At 62.7% G+C, this 18,318-nt stretch carries 12 protein-coding genes; 3 read left to right on the top strand and 9 right to left on the bottom strand.

What is annotated here, in order from left to right; translation table 11 throughout:
• Together VNH11_08340 and VNH11_08335 are read left to right on the top strand one after the other, a co-directional pair.
• Positions 1 to 1,281, top strand: a 1,281-nt coding sequence (locus tag VNH11_08340; protein ID HVA46367.1) for an asparagine synthase C-terminal domain-containing protein, incomplete at its 5' end; no start/stop codon positions are given.
• A 285-nt stretch (positions 1,282 to 1,566) separates the two neighbouring features.
• Positions 1,567 to 1,845, top strand: coding sequence for a hypothetical protein (locus tag VNH11_08335; GenBank protein HVA46366.1), 279 nt, complete (start codon positions 1,567 to 1,569; stop codon positions 1,843 to 1,845).
• 488 nt (positions 1,846 to 2,333) lie between these two features.
• Here the strand turns inward: VNH11_08335 and VNH11_08330 are convergent, their stop codons facing one another.
• The 9 genes from VNH11_08330 to VNH11_08290 all read right to left on the bottom strand — a co-directional run bounded on the left by VNH11_08330 (position 2,334) and on the right by VNH11_08290 (position 12,971).
• Complete coding sequence (locus VNH11_08330; protein HVA46365.1) at positions 2,334 to 3,263, bottom strand: alpha/beta hydrolase; 930 nt, start codon at positions 3,261 to 3,263, stop codon at positions 2,334 to 2,336.
• Between the two features lie 13 nt (positions 3,264 to 3,276).
• Positions 3,277 to 4,758: a DUF1501 domain-containing protein gene (locus VNH11_08325; GenBank protein ID HVA46364.1), complete on the bottom strand. Its 1,482-nt coding sequence runs from the start codon at positions 4,756 to 4,758 to the stop codon at positions 3,277 to 3,279.
• Positions 4,759 to 4,934: 176 nt separating this feature from the next.
• Positions 4,935 to 5,504: a hypothetical protein gene (locus VNH11_08320; GenBank protein HVA46363.1), complete on the bottom strand. Its 570-nt coding sequence runs from the start codon at positions 5,502 to 5,504 to the stop codon at positions 4,935 to 4,937.
• Positions 5,501 to 6,664, bottom strand: coding sequence for a hypothetical protein (locus tag VNH11_08315; GenBank protein ID HVA46362.1), 1,164 nt, complete (start codon positions 6,662 to 6,664; stop codon positions 5,501 to 5,503). Before VNH11_08315 ends, VNH11_08320 begins: the two co-directional genes overlap by 4 nt.
• Positions 6,665 to 6,694: 30 nt before the next feature.
• Positions 6,695 to 7,408, bottom strand: a complete 714-nt coding sequence (locus VNH11_08310) for a Uma2 family endonuclease (protein ID HVA46361.1) — start codon at positions 7,406 to 7,408, stop codon at positions 6,695 to 6,697.
• A gap of 65 nt (positions 7,409 to 7,473) precedes the next feature.
• A complete protein-coding gene (locus VNH11_08305) occupies positions 7,474 to 10,041 on the bottom strand; it encodes a PSD1 and planctomycete cytochrome C domain-containing protein (GenBank protein ID HVA46360.1) in 2,568 nt (855 codons plus the stop codon).
• Between the two features lie 99 nt (positions 10,042 to 10,140).
• The gene (locus VNH11_08300) at positions 10,141 to 11,097 is read right to left on the bottom strand and encodes a transglutaminase-like domain-containing protein (protein HVA46359.1); all 957 of its coding nucleotides are present in this window, start codon (positions 11,095 to 11,097) and stop codon (positions 10,141 to 10,143) included.
• A 261-nt stretch (positions 11,098 to 11,358) separates the two neighbouring features.
• Entirely contained in the window at positions 11,359 to 12,492 is a 1,134-nt protein-coding gene (locus tag VNH11_08295) for a trypsin-like peptidase domain-containing protein (GenBank protein ID HVA46358.1), read from the bottom strand.
• 32 nt (positions 12,493 to 12,524) lie between these two features.
• A complete protein-coding gene (locus tag VNH11_08290; GenBank protein ID HVA46357.1) occupies positions 12,525 to 12,971 on the bottom strand; it encodes a TraR/DksA family transcriptional regulator in 447 nt (148 codons plus the stop codon).
• 592 nt (positions 12,972 to 13,563) lie between these two features.
• Here VNH11_08290 and VNH11_08285 point away from each other — a divergent pair.
• On the top strand, positions 13,564 to 17,187 hold the full coding sequence (locus VNH11_08285) for an FHA domain-containing protein (protein ID HVA46356.1): 3,624 nt from the start codon (positions 13,564 to 13,566) through the stop codon (positions 17,185 to 17,187).
• Positions 17,188 to 18,318 lie beyond the last annotated feature (1,131 nt).

Here is an 18,318-nt window from a genome sequence, read left to right as displayed (position 1 = left end):
TGGGATTTCGACTATCCGACGACCGACCGGGCCGGACCGCGGCGGCCGGATGCCGAGCACGTCGAAGAGTTCAGGCGGGCGCTCGATGAGGCGGTCCGCCTCCGGCTCCGCGCCGATGTGCCCGTCGGCTGCTACCTCAGCGGCGGGCTCGACTCGTGCGCCGTGCTGGGATTGGCGGCGAGGCAGCGCTCCGATCCGGTCCGAGCGTTCACCCTCAGCTTCGACCGGCCGGAGTACGACGAGACGGCGATCGCGCGGGAGATGGCCGAACTGGCGAATGCCGAGTTCCACCCGATACCGATCACGCAAACGGAGCTGGCCGACCACTTCGCCGAGGCGGTTGCGCACGCCGAGACGATCGCCATCAACGCGCACGGGGTGGCCAAGTATCTGCTCAGCCGCGCCGTGCGGGATGCCGGTTACAAGGTGGTTCTCACTGGGGAAGGATCCGACGAGATCCTGGCTGGCTATCCGCATTTCCGCCGCGATCTCTGGCTCTATGACCACGGGGCCGGCGAGGGAGATGCGGGTGCCGTCGAGACGCTCCTCGGGCAGCTTGAAGCGCGCAACCTGGTCTCGCGCGGTCTCCTGCTGCCCGACGGCGAGGGGGCATCGCTGGAGGGCCTCCGCGCCGTGCTGGGGTTCGCGCCGTCGTGGCTGGAGACCGGCGCCACCCAGGCCCACAAGCTCCGCGCCCTGTTCTCGCCCGACTTCGACGCCGAGTTCGCCGGACGCGATGCCTACCGCGAGCTGGTCGAGGGCCTGGACGTAGCCGGGCAGCTCGCCGGCCGTGCTGCCTTGAATCAGTCGCTTTACTTGTGGGCGAAAGTGGTGCTGCCGAATTATGTGTTGGCGTTCCTGGGCGACCGCATGGAGATGGCGCACTCCATCGAGGGTCGGCTGCCGTTTCTGGACCACCACGTCGTGGAGCTGGCCCGCGACCTGTCGCTTGACCAGAAGATCCGCCGGACGGTCGAGAAATACGTGCTGCGCGAGGCCGCGCGTCCGGTCCTGTCGGCGACCGTGTACGCCCGGCAAAAGCACCCGGTCACGACCCCCCCGGCTGCGCTGAACACCGACGGCCGGCTCTACCAGCTCATCCAGGATACGCTGCGCGGGCCGACCCTGGACGCGCTGCCGTTCTTCGACCGATCGCGAGTCGTGGCGCTGCTCGATCAGCTTCCCAGCATGGACGACGGCTTCCGGACCGCCTACGACATGCCGCTGATGGTCCTGCTGAGCACTTGCGTGATCCAGGAACGGATCGTTTCACCGGTCTGAGCTTCAACCCTAGACATCACCCTCGGCAGCCAACCGCACCGACCGCGACAAGCGACATCCAGTCGTGGGTCGTTGGTTTGCGGCGCTTCCGCAACTTGCATCGGTTTCATCGACCGATGCGAGTTGCGCGATCTTGGGTTTGCCAGCGCCGGCAACCTGCGGCGGTGGCATCGCCCTCCGCTGCTGAACGCGCTTGGGCGTGTCGGACCGACGCGCCCAAAGGGATTGCTTCACCGGCGATCGACTATCAGAATGGGGGGCGATCAAGAGATGAACCCACAGTCAATGGCAGGCATCGTCTGCCTTCTCCACAAGTCTCGGCTGTGCCAGGATCGCCTCGCAGGTCCATTGCCACCGCTGCCGGAAACGAACGAGGTTCACTACGAAGTTGGTCGGCAAGAAGACCTGCTGATCGAGAACATCCACCGTAGCTGGGCGAATCACTTTGCGACCGAATGGCATTTGCTGACGGGAGAAGTATCCGATCCGTCATCAACGATGGTCGCCGAACTTATCGTCCTCATCCAGCAGGCGCGTGAGTCGCTCGTCGTGGCGATGTCGTAAAACCTGTCGAATCGCACAGCGGGCTGTGGCCAACGCCGAGACCGGAGAGTTTGCCATGTTGGCCACCGACACTGAAGCGCGCGGCTACCGCATCGAGTAGCCCAGGTGATTCATTCATTGTCGCCTTCCGCTCCGCGATAGGGCGTTCGTGCGCGGAACGAAAGATAACATCGACTCCCGTTTCTGGATGGAATTCATAACTCCATATATGTCAATGTGTTACGGAGAGTGTACCCTGCCGCGTGGCCACGGCGCGCAAACAAAAGCGCCGCGCGCGCGGCGCTTTTGTTTGGGCGCAGTGCCCTGATGGGCCGCCGCGCGCAAACAAAAGCGACACGCGCGTGTCGCTTTTGTTTTGCGCAGGCGACTCGTTTTGGCCCGGTTTTGGATGCGGCGCGCCCCGCAAATGCGCCTCGCGCGCGGCGCTTTTGTTTTGCGCGCCGGTTCCTTTGCGGCGAGCGATCGAGGCGCTCAACGACCTCACTGCATCACCGGCCGCCGCGCGGCGGCAACAACTTCAAGCTGCGCAGCCACCGAACGCAAAGCTCGGTCCAGATCGAGGGGAGCTTTTCGTTCTGCCGCACGCCGAAATCATGGTTGCCACTGGCAAAAACGTGAAGCTCGGCGGGAACGCCGGCGCGTTTCAGAGCCAGATACATGATGACGCTGTGCTCCGCGTCGCTGATCTTGTCGTCGGAGCAGTGAGCGAGCAGGACGGGCGGCATGCCGGCCGGGACGCGAGAGATGTGAATGCTCGGAGAAAGTTCGTCCTGGTCTTTCGCCTTCAAGTAGCCCGAATAGCACGCCACGGCGAAATCGGGCCGGCAGCTTGATTCATCGACGGCGTCGACGGGATCGTAGGTCCGCTTGTCGAAATTCGCGGCCGTGGCAAGGGCGAGGTGGCCGCCCGCCGAGAAGCCAACGATGCCGATGCGGTGGGGATCGGTCCCCCACTCGGCACAGCGGCTGCGGACCAGGCTGACGGCGCGCTGGGCGTCGCAAAGCGGGCCGAGCGGCGGCTCGCCCTTCGCGTCGCCCGCTCGCCGCGGCACGCGATATTTGAGAATGATGCCGGTCATGCCCTGGGAATTGAGCCACGCCGCCACCTCCTCGCCTTCCAGTTCCCAAAACAAGTCGTGGTATCCGCCGCCCGGACAGATGATCATGGCGGCGCGGGTGTTCGCGTTTTTCGCCGCGGGATAGATGGTCAGCGTCGGCCGGCTGACGTTCGTAATCAGCTTGGTCGGCTTGTCGAGCAACGCCGACTCGTACATGCGGGTGCTCTCCTGCCTCTCGATGCCGACGTCGCCCGGCGGTTTCCCCGGCCAGAGATCGACGACCAACGGCTCCGCGGCGGCCGCCATGCCGCTTGCCGCCACGGCCACGAACAGCGAAATAAAGAAGGCGATTGGGTTCATAATGGCATATCTTTCACGCCAACAACGGCTTGACGACGTTGCCATGAACGTCGGTCAAGCGGAAGTCGCGCCCTTGGAAGCGGAAGGTGAGCCGCGTGTGATCGATGCCCAGACACTCGAGCAGCGTGGCGTTCAGGTCGTGCAGATGCATGCCGTCCCGAACGATGTTGTAACAGAAATCGTCGGTTTCGCCGTAGCTGATGCCCGGCTTGATTCCGCCGCCGGCCAGCCACATGCTGAAACAGCGGCCGTGATGATCTCGGCCATAGTTCTCCGCGGTCAATTGCCCTTGGCTGTAAACGGTGCGGCCGAATTCGCCGCCCCAAATCACCAACGTCTCGTCGAGCAGCCCGCGGGCCTTGAGGTCGGCCACGAGTGCGGCGCTGGGCCGGTCGACGTCGCGGCACTGCCCGCGAATCTGTTTCGGCAGGTTGCCGTGCTGGTCCCAACCGCGATGCATCAACTGCACGAAACGCACGCCGCGCTCGACCATCCGCCGGGCCAACAAGCAATTCCGCGCAAAGCCGCCGTCGCTGCCGCCGCCGTCGATACCGCCGCCGTCGATGCCGTAGGCCTCCAGCGTGTCTTGCGTTTCCGCGGACAGGTCGGTCAGGTCGGGCACCGACGCCTGCATGCGATAGGCCATTTCATATTGGGCGATGCGGGTCTCGATTTCGGGATCGCCGAACGACTCGACCGCCAGTCGGTTGAGCACTTCGACGCCGTCGAGCATGCGACGGCGCATGGCGCGATCGATACCCGGCGGGTCGGAAAGGTACAGCACCGGATCGTTTCCCGAGTGCAGGCGCACTCCCTGGTGCCGCGTCGGCAGGAAGCCGCTTCCCCAGAGGCGCGAGAAGATCGGCTGGTCGGTCTTGTTGCCGCTGCCCTGCGAGATCATGACGATGAAAGCGGGCAAATTGTCGTTCTCGCTGCCGATGCCATAGCTCAACCAGCCGCCCAGGCTGGGCCGGCCGGGCTGCTGAGCGCCCGTCATGATATAGGTGGTGGCCGGATCGTGATTGATGGCCTCCGTGTTCAGCGATTTGACGATGGCGATGTCGTCGACGATATGGGCCACGTTTGGCAACAGCTCGCTGACCCAGGCCCCGCACTGCCCATGCTGCGAAAACTCGAACATCGGCGCCACGCAGGGAAACGACTTTTGCCCGGCCGTCATACCGGTCACACGCTGTCCCATGCGCACCGATGCGGGCAACTCCTCGCCGTGATGCTGCTTCAGCGCCGGCTTGTAATCGAACAAGTCGATGTGCGACGGTCCACCTGACATGAACAGGTAGATGACGTGTTTCGCCTTGGGCGTGAAGTGAATCGCGTCGAGCGCGCCATGCCGCTTTGGCGACGGACCGTTTTCCGCCGCGAACAGCCGCTCGTTGAGAAGCGAGGCAAGAGCGGCGGTGCCGATGCCGCTGGCCGCGCGGCCGAAGAAGGCGCGGCGAGTGAGAAGTTGGGCAAGGTTGGCATTCAACGTCATACAAACTCTTTCCTTCGCTCAATTATTAAAGGAGCAAACTACCGCGGCCTGATTCTACTGTATCCAGAGTCTCGCTCGAAGCAATTCGCAAACCTCAAGGAAATACTGAAAACTGGATAGGTCACGACTGCGTTCCTGAACGCGGTGAACCAATTCGTCGAGGTAGTGCTTTTCCATCACGTGTCCAGGGCGTGTTTTGCTGTAACGGATGCCGCGCTCGGCGAAAATCTCTTCAAGGTATCTGCCGTGAAAACTGGCATGGCTGATAAAGCCCGGTAGACGCCCATTTGCTCCGGGTCGTCACGGGTTACATCAAAGAAGGCGAGATACCGGCCAAGGGCCTGATTTTGCGGCGATCGGGACACGATTTTTCGATTGCCGAGAAACCAGGTTTCAAGGCAGCGATTTTGAACGATCACGAGAAGCTCCGCGCGAAGCAGACGGCAACGGCGTTGCTTGCTGAATTCGATGACTTCGGTACGGCGATCGTTGATGGTCAACTCCTCCGCATCGAGGCAAACAACCAGATGCGAGTAGCGATCAAACTTGTTGACGTCAGCTACGGCGTTTGGCAAGTGATCGTGCAGCATCGACGGATAACCAAAACCGCTAATAATAAAGTAATTGTTCTCTACCGCATCTTGCGGCTGTGCGACCTGACGAAGTTCAGGAAGCAAATGCCCAAGCCATGCCGGATAGACTTTCCGCTCCGTGCGTTTCCCCTCGACAAGAAAGTAAACGTTCATCCCGCCGCTATGCCCTCTTGATACGCCTCGGAGTTCAACAACTTGATAAATGCCTGGTGGCTCGATTGCTCCAGTCCCAGGTCAGAGGCGTTTTGGGTTGTGACTTCAGAACCTCTGCGGCTGACGATTTTCCAATGGGCCGGGCTGATATTGTTGATGATGTAAGGATGATGGCTGGTGATGATAAACTGCATCCGGCGGCTTTGCTCCACCAGGCTTTTCGTCACAAAGTCGATGCAATTAACCCCCAAACTATTCTCGAATTCATCGATTAGAATCAGCGTGCCGGCAGGCCATAATGCGATCCGTGCCAGATGCATGATTGTCCGCATCATACCGGACGCAATGAATGGTTCATGAATCCATTTACGCACGCCTCGCTCCTTAATCGCTAGAGAAAGTATTTCCTGAGGCTCAACGAGGCGCAAGCGGTTGACGCGGACGGCTTCGACTTGTGGGAACACCTCCATGAACTGGGCGGCGATACTCTCGAAGAACCTTGGATGCCGCTCCTGAGCAATCGCCAGCTTCACCAGGGTCTTGAGTCTGCTTTCGCGAAGCTCCTCGACGGTCGGATACTGATCGAGGTGTCCACCGATGCCGCTAATGAAAATACCGCTGGACGCATCCGTGTCTTCGCTTTGGTCAACTGCCAGAATCTGCTGAAAACAATGGTGCGCCGCCGAGATCCGTTCTTCGTGGCTGAGCATCTTCAATGCACTGTCGTGTGGAGAGAGCTTCGGTGTGGGTTGGCCGCGTAGGCGAATTCCGCCTGCGTCTCGCTCGATCAACACGTCCCCGTTTTCTGTTAAAGTCTCTCGCAGGACGCGAGAGCGGGCAACAGGGCCCTTCATGTGGTCGGCCAAAATCGGGCCATCGTCCAATAACGTCTCACCGTTGCCAGCCGGCCTCGTCTCAAACTGGCACGCCCACGAGTATAGGTTTCGGCCATCGGAGAAATCCACGTCAAAGCCAAGACCCCAGTGGGTCTGCCGTTCGCTTCCATCGGCAACCCCACGCAACATGCGGATCGCTTGCAAGATACGGGTCTTCCCGACGCCCGAAACGCCTACCAGCAATGTCAGGTCGGGAAAAAACTCGGTCGCCGACAAGTGCCAGCCTGACTGGTGATCGGTGAACGACAGCTTTTGTAATTGCACGTGAATGTCCTCAGTCAATCAGCTCGCGCTTCAACCACTTCTTCGTTTGCTTAGGGTAGGTCGTGTCTTCCTCGTCGCTTTTCGCGGATGAGTCGCTTTCTCAAGACGCCGCGCAAAACGTGCGTGCTCTAGCGACGACAGTCCTTCCTTGAGCACGTCAAAAGGCCGTTTCATCTCGCCCCGAAACAGTGATTCTGTATCAATCCGCAGGCCCGGAAACATCGTACTGCACAGAATGCCGTCGGCTGGCACCTTCCTCGTTTCCCGGCCAGGCAGATCGAACCAAAGGACGCGGCCTTCTTCCAGACAAACGACCACATATTCCTCCACGCCGCAACGCTCGTAGTCGTCCTTTTTGTCGTGTAGGTCGATCGCCACGGCATTGTAGGCAATCTCCATGACGAGTTCCGGTGGGCCGGCTAAGAAAAGTTCGTCGGTCCACGTCCGCCCCCCGTACCTCGGTAGAACGCGCAGCACAAGGTCGGGTTGCGGCTCGCTCTCAGGGCCGAGAATAAGCGTGGCGTTTAGGGCAGCTTCCACGCCGGGAGTTTGCATTTCATACAGCCCAAGGATGGCTCCCAGCATGCTCGCGCATTTTCCGTGCCGCAGACGCGTGGGCGGAGCAAGATAGACAGTGCCATCGATCAACTCGAACTTGATGTCGTCGGGATATTGCAGGTATCTTCTGTGAAACTCCGCTTGTGACAGGCGATCACCGCTCGCGAGCAGCGCCGGGGCACGCAACAGTCCTTCCGGAAAAACAGCGCGTCGCGACAACGTTGCCATTATTCGCTTTCTTCGATTGAGGCTTAATTTCTCGTTACCGCTTCATCCAGATTCAAAACCACGCTGGCCGCCGCCGACCAGGCGGCCAGCTCCGCCGGCTCGAACCGCTCATCGCGCGGCGATTCGCCGACGGAAAGAAGCTTGACGGCCGCTTCATGATCCACACGAAACTTCGCCAGTTGCTCCTCAACGATACTCCGCAAAACGGCCGCTTCACGACCGCTGGGCCGGCGAGCAAGAACGAGCTGGAACATTCGCTCCATGCGATCCTCGGTCGATCCGGCCTCGCGCAGCACGCGCTCGGCCAGCTTGCGGGCGGCTTCGACGTAGGTCGGGTCGTTGAGAAGAATCAATGCTTGCAAGGGAGTATTGGTACGCGCCCGGCGAACGGTGCAGACTTCGCGGTCGGGCGCGTCGAAGGTCGAAAGCGTCGGCGGCGGACTGGTGCGCTTCCAAAACGTGTACATCGTGCGGCGATAGAGATCGGCGCCGTGGCTCTGCACGTACGTCTGGGCCGTCCAATTCGCTCCGTCCTCACGCGACATCAGCTCTTCCCACAAGCCGGGCGGCTGATAAGGCGAGACGCTCGCTCCGCCGATCCGCCCATCCAAAAGTCCGCCGGCCGCCAACGCCTGATCGCGAATCGCTTCAGCCGGCAGCCGCAATCGGCTCATGCGGGCCAGCAGCCGGTTCTCCGGGTCTTTGGCCATGAACTCCGCCGCGGCGACGGACGATTGTCGGTACGTCGCCGAGCTGACCATCAACCGCAGCATGTGCTTGACGTCCCAGCCGCTCTCGCGAAACTCGACGGCCAGCCAATCGAGCAACTCCGAATGACTGGGGCGTTCGCCTTGCGAGCCGAAATCTTCGGCCGTCTTGACCAGGCCCGTGCCGAAGAGCATCTGCCAAAAGCGGTTGATGACCACTCGCGCCGTCAGCGGATGTGCCGGACCGACCAGCCAGCGGGCCAGGCCCAGCCGATTGGCAGGCGCACCATCGGCGAGTGGAGGCAGACAGGCGGGCACGCCCGGCAGCACTTTTTCGCCGTGCTTGTCGTACTGCCCGCGAACGAGCAGGTATGTGTCTCGTGGTTGAGGCATTTCGCGCATCACCATGACGGTGGGAATGGCCTTGTCGAGATCCGCTTGCCGAGCGCGCAGCCCCGCCAGTACGTCGAACCGCGGCTTCAATTCGTTGCTGACGTGTCGGCGAAAATACTTCCGCACCGCCGAGCGCTGATCCTCATTGCGCGATTCCGAGGGAACCGCCAAGGCGGCATGCACGTCTTGCGACAACGTCTTCTGATCGAGAATGTTTCCATCGGTTCCGCCGACTTCCAGCGCATCCTTTTCCCAAGCCGCTTGCGCGGCGTCGACCGCGGCGATGGGGGCATCCAGCTCGCGGTCCAGCTCGGCGATGGCCCGCGACAACTCGTCGAGCTTCTGCCGCTCTTCGCGCGACGGCGCCTTGACCATCGGTTCGGCGTTGCCCTTGCGTCCGTCGAGGCCGTTCTCAGGCACATTATGAAAGAAGGCATAGAGTTCATAGAACTCCCGTTGAGTCAGCGGATCGTACTTGTGGTCGTGGCATTGCGTGCAGGCGACCGTGAGGCCCAACCACACCGTGCTCGTCGTGTTCACGCGATCGACGATGTACGCGGTGTGATATTCTTCAGGGACCGCCCCGCCTTCGAAATTGATCATGTGGTTGCGATTGAATCCGCTGGCGATAAGCTGGTCGAGCGTCGGATTCGGCAGCAAATCGCCGGCAAGCTGCTCGATGGTGAATTGGTCGAAGGGCAGGTTACGGTTATAGCTGCCGATCACCCAGTCGCGCCAGCGCGACATGTCGCGGCCGGCGTCGATGTGGTAGCCGTGAGTGTCGGCGAAGCGCGCGGCGTCGAGCCATTCTTGGGCCATTCGCTCGCCGTAGCGCGGCGATGCCAACAGCCGCGCCACCAGTTCTTCATAGGCGTCGCCGGCCGCGTCGTTGACGAAGCGGTCGACTTCCTCCGGCGTCGGCGGAAGACCCGTCAAGTCGAGCGACAGCCGGCGAATGAGCGTCGGCCGATTGGCTTGCGGCGAGGGCGCCAGCCGCTCCTGGTCAAGCCTCGAGAGGATGAAGTCGTCGATCGCGTTGCGTGACCAACCGGCGTGCGAGACGGTCGGCAACGCGGGGCGCACGGGCGCGATGAACGACCAATGGTCCTGCCATGGGGCGCCGGCGGCGACCCATTCCTTCAACAGCGATTTTTCCGCCTCGGTCAGGCGTTTGTTACTGTCTGCCGGTGGCATCCGTTCGTCGTCGGCGGCAAAGATGCGACGCACCAGTTCGCTCTCAGCCGGCTTCCGCGGCACGATCGCCACCACGCCCGACTCGGTTGCCCGAAACGCTTCGTCGCGCAGATCGAGCCGCAGTCCGGCCTTGCGTTGCGCCACATCCGGTCCGTGGCACTGGAAGCAATGGTTGGAGAGTATCGGCCTGATTTGGCCATTAAAATCGATGGCGGGCGTGGCCGTCGCGCTTTCGGCGGCGAGAGCCGACGCCGCACCCAACGCGATCAAACCGCCGATCAGCAAACTCAGCCGCATGGCCAACACCCTTACCTACCAGCCGTTTTTCAATGCGCATGTCCCTGGAACATCATTGCACCACGCAGCCCGCGAAAAGTCCACCCCGTGAAGGGCACCCTACTTCGCCAACGGGTCGCAGACGAAAATCACCGAGGGATTGCCGCCTTTGCCGCTTAGATTGAGCGGCAGATAGTGCAGGGCTTGGCGCGGCCGCTCGGGCACCCGGAAGTTGTCGCCTTTTTGCCAAATCGGACGCCGCTCGTCGATGCCGCCGAATTCGCGGACGCCCGCCACGCGGCAGGGAAACCAGTAGCCCTCTCCGTCGGCTGCGGCCAGATAAAACTCGGGATAGCAATACTTGGGCACCCACACGGTGCGGGCAGGAATTTCGCTGGCCCGGCAGAGCGCGATGAACAGCCAACAGAGTCCCTCATGGTTGCTCACCTTGTCGCGCAGGGCTTGGTAAGCGCTGGGCTGCGGCTGTTCTTCACGGACTTTAATGTTGTTTCGCACCCAATCGAACGTGGCCTCGACTTTCTGCCAGTCGCTCCCGCCCGATGCGTCCTCGACGATCCGCTTGGCCAGGGCCTTGATCTTGCCGTGCTGGGTTTCGATGCTCGGACTGGGCCCGAGATACATTCGCAGGTCCTTCGGCAACTTTTTTGGGTTTGCTTTTACCAGGGCGGAAGGCTGAGCGGGCGGCAGCAGCGGATGTCGCGTGACTTCGACGGTGGCCAGCACCGCCGCCTCGTCGCCTGCGGGAAGCTGGTCGATCGTGACCACCATTTGCTTCACCGTTGCGATCATCCGTTCGTTCACACGGGCCAGCGGCGAATAATCCTCCTTGACGATTCGCACATCCTGCTCGGGCCAATCGACCGGCAAGGTAAAGCTGCCCAGCATGTCACCACAGGGTCCGGACTTGGCGGCTACGATAAACCCGGTCTTCCACTGTTCGACCGACTTTTCCGGCGAAAGCTGCGGGCCATTGTCTTTTGGCCCCTCCGAAACGACCTGGCCCATGGCCGGCGAGGCAAGGAAGACGAGAACCGTTAGGCAAAGCGAAGGTCGCATGGGTATGCAACGTGAGCAAGAAAGAACGAAAAGCATTCTAGTGCAAATCGCGGCTTGAGGAAACCCGCCGGCGTAGCTGCGCAGGTGCGACATCTGCCGGTCGGCCGCCGCTTCGATCACGTCGGGGTCGCTCGGCGGCGGCACCGCGCGGCATCGGCGGGCGCCGGCGTCGCGCAGTTTCCTGCCCGCTGGCAACGCGCTGACGCGACAAACGTGTCGCCTGACGCGCAGACCGCATTCCCGCAGGCACGCGGCGATTGGTCAGCGCGGGAAGTCGCTCTTGTTGCCGACCTTCACGGTCACGTGCATCAACTGCCCGTTGCGATAGACCTCGACCGGCACCTCCTTGCCCACGTCGGTCAGGCTGACGACGTAGATCAGGTGCGTGTCGTTCTCGATGCGGACGCCGTTGAACCGCAAAATCACGTCGCCGCGTTGCAGCCGGGCCGCCTCGGCCGGGCCGCCGGGCGTGACCACCGTCACGTGAGCGCCCTGACGGCGGGCCAGCCCCATCTTGGCCGCCACCGTGCTGGTGAAACGCTGGTCGAGCTTCACGCCCAGAAACGCCCGCACCACCCGCCCGCGCTCCACAAACTGACGCACAATGTGCATCACTCCGTCGATCGGAATGCTGAAGCCGATCCCCTCGTTGCCGCCCGAATTGCTGGCGATGGCCGTGTTGATGCCGATCACCTCGCCCCGCAGATTGATCAGCGGGCCGCCGCTGTTTCCGGGGTTGATGGCGGCGTCGGTCTGCATGAAGTCCTGCAATTCCACGTCGTCGCCCAGTTCCAGATCGCGCCGGCCCTTGGCGCTGATGATGCCGTAGGTGACCGAATGGCTGAGACCGAACGGGCTACCCACGGCCAGCACGAAGTCGCCGATTTCCACCATCGACGAATCGCCCAGCCGGGCAGGAATCAAGGCGGTGGCCGAGACCGCCATCAGGGCCACGTCGGTACCGACATCGCTCCATACCTTGAGCGGGTGCAACTCGCGGCCGTCGGACAGGCCGATCTGGATTTTGTCGAGCGGGGCGTTCTTGATGACGTGCCGGTTGGTCAGCACGAGCGTGCGGCCTTTGTATTCGATGATCACGCCCGAACCGGCCTCTTCGATCAACTCGCGCTGCGTGCGTCGCGTCGATTGGTCGGGCTTTTCGGCCTTGATATGCACGACCGTGGGGCTGACCAGCTTGACCACGCTTTTGACCACGTTGAACTGCGCTTCCAGCGAGTCGACTTGCCGGTTGAGCGACTGAAAAAGCTCGGCGCGTTGTTCCAGCGACAGCGGATCCTCATCCGGGCCGCGGCCCACGGCATACACCAGGACCGCGCCCGCGGAGAGTCCGCATGTAAACAAAACCACCGCGAGCAAATTACGTCGGCTGATCATGCCACGTATTCTGACTGAGTCTCGAAATAGAATCAAGAAACGTCAATTTCAATGTCGTTGATCGACAATTCCACGTCGCCCGAACTGTCCATCAGCCGGCCCCAGTCGGCTTCCGACCCGCCCACCGTGCCCTGCCGCTCGGCGTCGCGCTGGCATTCGATGCACAGCGTGGCATAGGGCAGGGCATTCAGTCGGGCCATGGGAATCCTGACGGAGCACTGCTCGCAAACGCCAAAATGCCCGGTGCGCATGCGCTCCAGGGCGTTCTCGATGCTGGCCAACTCCCGGCTTTCGACCTCCGCCAACTGCGAATTGATTTCGTGTTGGGCTGAATCGAGGGCGAAATCGACCACGTCGCCGGCGCTTTGCTCGCGCAGCTCTTTCAACAGGCTCAAATCTCCCGCGAGGGCCTTGCGCAGTGCGTCGCGCCGGACCACCAAAATCTCGCGCATCTTGTGAATCGCATCTTTGCGTGCCATGTAGATTACCTTCGACCGATCGATGCCGGGCGGCAACGAGGGTTCGGCCCCCCTTCGCTCTTCGCCCGACCTATCGACGGCAACTAGAAAAACACCTCGATCCCGTTCCCATAAGGTTGCCGCCACACGGGTTCCGCCGTTTTGAACCCGCTCGACCGCAACCACAATATACTACGCAAGCAAGCCATATCGGGTCGGAAAAAAATTGCCCAGGCGGGCGGAGCACTCCGCCCGCTTGGAAACGCATAAATGCCGGTCCGTCAATGGTTTATGGTCACAAGTCCCGGCCAGGCGCGGCCCCTCGTGGAGCCACCCAACATTTTTTTCACCGGACACTTGGGGCGCGTTGGAGCCGCCTGCCGCAGGCCGCAAAACGCTATCCGATAATCGGCAAACCCGTCACCAATGTGCAGCCGAATTTGCAGTTTTTGCCGATGGAAGGCGATCCAACGGCAAAACTTGCCTCTTGGTCCCGGTAAGCTAAATGCCCTTAGCCAATGCACTTGCACTGCGCGCTGTGCCCGGCCCGGAATCGTTACCTGCTGTCCCCCCGACCCAACGCCGTCGGCTTCTCAAGTCAACCGCCTATGCCATGATGCTCACAACGCTCTCGCCACCGCAGGGACTGCTCGGTCGCTCCTCAGATACGCTCAAGTTGCGCATGATCGACGACGGGGGGGCCGGTCGAATCGTCGATGTCGAATTCGCGAAGTGTACGTTCGGCACCGATCCGCGCTGCACGGTCCGGCTCGACCGCCAGGGAATCGAGCCCTGGCACTGCCTTATTCTGCGCGGCGCTCGCCGAACTGTGGTGCGACGCTTGGCAGCCCAGACACGTCTGAACGGCCGCGAATTCGACGATGCGGTTCTGCGGCCTGGCGATGTTTTGCAGATGGGTCCATTGTCCTTCGAAGTGTTGCCATCGAGGCCACCGGCCGAGCGAAGCGGTTTGCCGAGTGGCAGCACCGCCCAGGCCGCCCATCGCCAAAGGGCCGCAGAGGAGGCGATCGGCCGTCTGCAAGCGGAATTGCAGCGCACGATCTCGGACCACGAGGCGGAGCGGTCAGACTGGCAGCGCCGACAGCGGGAAGCCGAGACCCGCCAGGCGGAAACGACGGCCGAGCTAGCCCGTCTCGGAGGCCAACTGGCCGACGTGCGGCGGCTTCTGGAGGCGGAGCGGCAACTAGGTGGCCGAGAGATGGCCCAGGCCCACGAGCAGAATGCCCGGCTGGTGGCCGAATTGGCCGGCGTTGAGCGATGCCTCGCCGAAGAGCGCCAGCAATTCGCCGCAGCGAGGCTGGCTGAACGAGAGGTGGCGGAAGCGGAGCTGGCCGAGGCGCGTGATGAGGTTGTCCGGCTGCGCGCAAATCTGGCCAACGTGCAGGGTCTTCTCGACGAGAAGCAAGCTGCCTGGCAAAAGCGCGAGCAAACCTTGCAAGCACGGACCGTCGAGCTGGCCGCCGACTCGGTGCTGTACGCGGAGACGGCGGGTGCCTTGGCACGATCGCAGGCCGACTTGGAAGAGCTACAACAGGTCTTGGCCGGAGAACGGGCGGCCTGGCAAGACCGCGAGCAATCTTTCGAAGCGCACGTGGTGGAACTGGCGGCAGACTCGGTCCTGTATGCCGAGACGGCGCAAGCCTTATCCCGCTCGCAGGTTGAGTTGGCGCGTCAAGACACGATCTTGGCCGGCGAGCGGTCTGCGTGGCAGGCCCGTGAGGAATTGCTGCATGGCCGCGTCATTGAGTTGGAAGCCGAAACGGCCAAAAACGTGGAGACGGCCGAGGCGCTCTCGCGAACACAAGCCGAGCTCGCGACTACGCAAAAGCTACTGGCCGACGAGCAGACCGCTGGGCAGACGCGTGAACAAACGCTGCAAGCCTGCCTCGTCGAACTGGAAGCTGAGACTACCAGGCATGCGAAGACGGCGGAGGTCCTGTCGCAAGTGCAAGCCGAACTGGCGAATATCCAAAAACTACTGACCGACGAGCGTTCCGCGTGGCAGGCCCAACAGGAATCGCTGCAAGGCCGCATAGTCGAGTTGGAAGCCGAAACGGCCAAACACGCGGAGACCGCCGAGGCGCTGTCGCGAACGCAAGCCGAGTTAGCAAACACGGAGAAGCTACTGACCGACGAGCGTTCCGCGTGGCAGGCCCGACAGGAGTCGCTGCAAGGCCGTGTCGTTGAGTTGGAAGCCGAAACGGCCCAACACGCGGAGACCGCCGAGGCACTGTCGCGCGCGCAAGCCGAGCTGGCGAGCACGCAACAGCTTCTGGCCAACGAGCAGTCTGCCGGGCAGGCCCGCCAGGAGTCGCTGCAAGGCCGCGTCGTTGAGTTGGAAGCCGAAACGGCCCAACATGCGGAGACCGCCGAGGCACTGTCGCAAGCGCAAGCCGAACTGGCGAACACCCAAACGCTTCTGGCGGATGAGCGTTCCGCGAGGCAGGCCCGCGAGGAGTTGCTGCAAGGCCGCGTCGTCGAGTTGGAAGCCGAAGCCGCCAAAAGCGCGGAGACGGCCGAGGCGCTATCGCGCGCGCAAGCCGAGCTGGCGAGCACGCAACAGCTTCTGGCCAACGAGCGGTCTGCCGCGCAGGCCCGCCAGGAGTCGCTGCAAGGCCGTGTCGTTGAGTTGGAAGCCCAAACGGCCAAAAACGTAGAGACCGCCGAGGCACTGTCGCAAGCGCAAGCCGAACTGGCGAACACCCAAACGCTTCTGGCCGATGAGCGTTACGCGTGGCAGGCCCGCCAGGAGTCGCTGCAAAGCCGTGTCGTTGAGCTGGAAGCCGAAAGGGCCCAGCACGCGGAGACCGCCGAGGCGCTATCGCAAGCGCAAGCCGAACTGGCGAACACTCAAACGCTTCTGGCCGACGAGCGTTCCGCGTCGCAGGCCCGACAGGAATCGCTACAAGCCCGTATGGCCGAGCTGGAAGCCGCAACAGCCCAAGACGCGGAGACGACCGAGGCGCTGTTGCGAACGCAAGCCGAACTGGCAAACACGCAAAAGCTTCTGGCCGACGAGCAGGCCGCCGGACAGACCCGCGAGCAGTCGCTTCAACTGCGTCTCGTCGAGCTTGAAGCTGAGACCGCCAGGCACGCCGAAGCTCTGTCACGCACCCAAACGAAGCTGGCCGATGCTCAACATCATATCGGGAGCGAGCGCGGTGCTTGGCACGACCGAGCACAATCGCTGCAGGCCCGTCTCATCGAACTGGAACAAGAGGCGGCTACGGCACAGCGCGCCGTCGAGGAAGAGCGAGCGGCGGTCCGGAGAGATCAGTTGCAGTTGGTGGAACTGACCAATGAGCTGCAGGCGGCCCAAAGCCGGTTCGAGGAAGAGCGCCGGCAATGGGACGAGTTTCGGCAGCGGCAACCGCAAGAACCCGACACGCAAGCGGAAGCGCCGGCGGAGACGGCGGAACGCGAGGTGAATAATCCGCCGGCTTCGCCCTTGGGCGAGATCGTCGAGAGCTTCTTGGCGCCGGCGGATACGGCTGCGGCGCCCAGCCAGCCCGACGCGGCTGAAGTCGCCTTCGAAGCCCCCTCGCCGGACGCTTCTGTGAGCACGGCCGATCTTCTCAGCCGCTTCGGCCTGTCGTCGGACACGGACGAGCAAGACGACCGCGAGCGAAATGCGCCCTCACCGCCCGAGGCGGGGGGAGAAAGCTCCGACGCGCAAAACGCTTGCGAGGCCCGGCCGAGGACCGCGGGCCACGAGGACGAAGAGGATTCGATCGACGCCTATATGGCCCAACTCATGGCGCGCTTGGGCAAGCCGGGCTACGCGGCAGTCCCGGAGGATGCGCCCCGACCGCGTCCGGCCGTCGAAGAGTCGCTGGCGGACACGGTGGCCGAGACCGCGGTGGAACCGGAGGCCGAAGCTTTGCCGCCCGTAAAGCTGCGCGATCCGAGCGAGATGGTGCGCCGCGCCCCTGCGCCGGAGCTGTCGGCCGATCTGTCGGCCATGCGCGAAATCGCCAACCTCAATGCGCGCTCCGCGCTCGACAAACACCAGCAGCGGATGGTGTACTGGTCGCTGATGGGCAAGGCGATGGTCGCCCTGATGGGTTTGGTGGCGGCCGCGGTGGAAGGTTGGTTCGCGCTGGAAGGTGACGAGAGGGCCCCCTATTTTGCGGCGCTCAGTCTCTCGGTGACGGTCGTCTGGACTTGGCAGTGGGCCCGAATGAAGAAGAAGAATGCGACAAGTTCTACCGGGTAAGGCCGCGAACGTGGCACGCATCCGGCGCGTCGGACTGGTTATGGCGAGGGCGGGCGGTGATAAATACGGATGGAGTAACCGGCGCGCGCCGCCGGCCGCCACGCCCGGAAGTAAGAATACTGGCCCGCTGTTATTCCTTTCCACCCCCCTTTTCCGTCTGCCGCGCTGCACGGAAGTCCGTGCAGGAGGTTGACGCTGATTGCGTACCAACCCTCGCCGGACCGGCCGGCCAACTCGTTACAGTACGATAGACAGTGTGGATACGCGGCCAAGGCGCTAACGATCGACCAAAGCAGCGCTGCGCCCGTCAAGACGCCAAGCCGCGGTCGCGTTAGCGATGAGGCCGCAATTCGGTGAAGAGCAGCGGCAGCGCGGCAATCGTGCCAACCAAAGGCGGATTGCCCAAGTCGAGACCGAACGTTGCTGACTCGAGCCGCCGAACGCCCGCCGCGAGGTGAAACGGCTCGTCGCACGTTGGCGCCGCGACCACGGCCAAGCACCCGAGCAACAACGCATGCGTGGCTGCCAGCAGTGCGGCTACGCCGCGAATCCAGCGAGCGGCTGGCGAGGCGCGGCATGCGTGTCGGTGCAACCCATCGACGGTCTCCGCAGGTGGTGCCGCTAACATGCGTCAGGGACACCTCCAGCGGTCCCCGCCGGGACCGGCTGACTAAGCCGGATCTCGGCGCAGGCAGCCGCAGGAATCCCGCCGCGCCGGCATAGGGCGCCAGCTTGCAGGCGGCTGACGCAGCGTTCAATGATGCGGGAGTTTGTGAGGCCACGGGCCAGTTCTCGACGAAGAACAGCCCCGTCTGGAAGTAGATCGCCCGGTCTGTGGGGCCGCCGTCCGATTGTGGACCGGTCGGGCAGGTGACGCCGTTCCCATTCAGGTCGAATGGAACCGTATGCATTCCCGCCAGCACCGCGACCGGACAATCGGACGGTCGCGTCCAGCCGAAGCCGCCATTGACCACATAACTCAGGTCTCCCCGCCCGGAAACCGCCGAATCGTCGTCGGGGCAGAGGAGCACCGACAATTGAATTAAACCTAGCGCGGCGTCGGGCGACTTGACGGACGAGACGTCGAAATCCCATTGGGTCGGGATGTCGCTGCGTTCCAATAAGGAGAGT

The organism is Pirellulales bacterium (assembly GCA_035533075.1).
GTDB lineage: Bacteria > Planctomycetota > Planctomycetia > Pirellulales > JAICIG01 > DASSFG01.
This window is presented reverse-complemented; position numbering and strand designations above follow the sequence as displayed.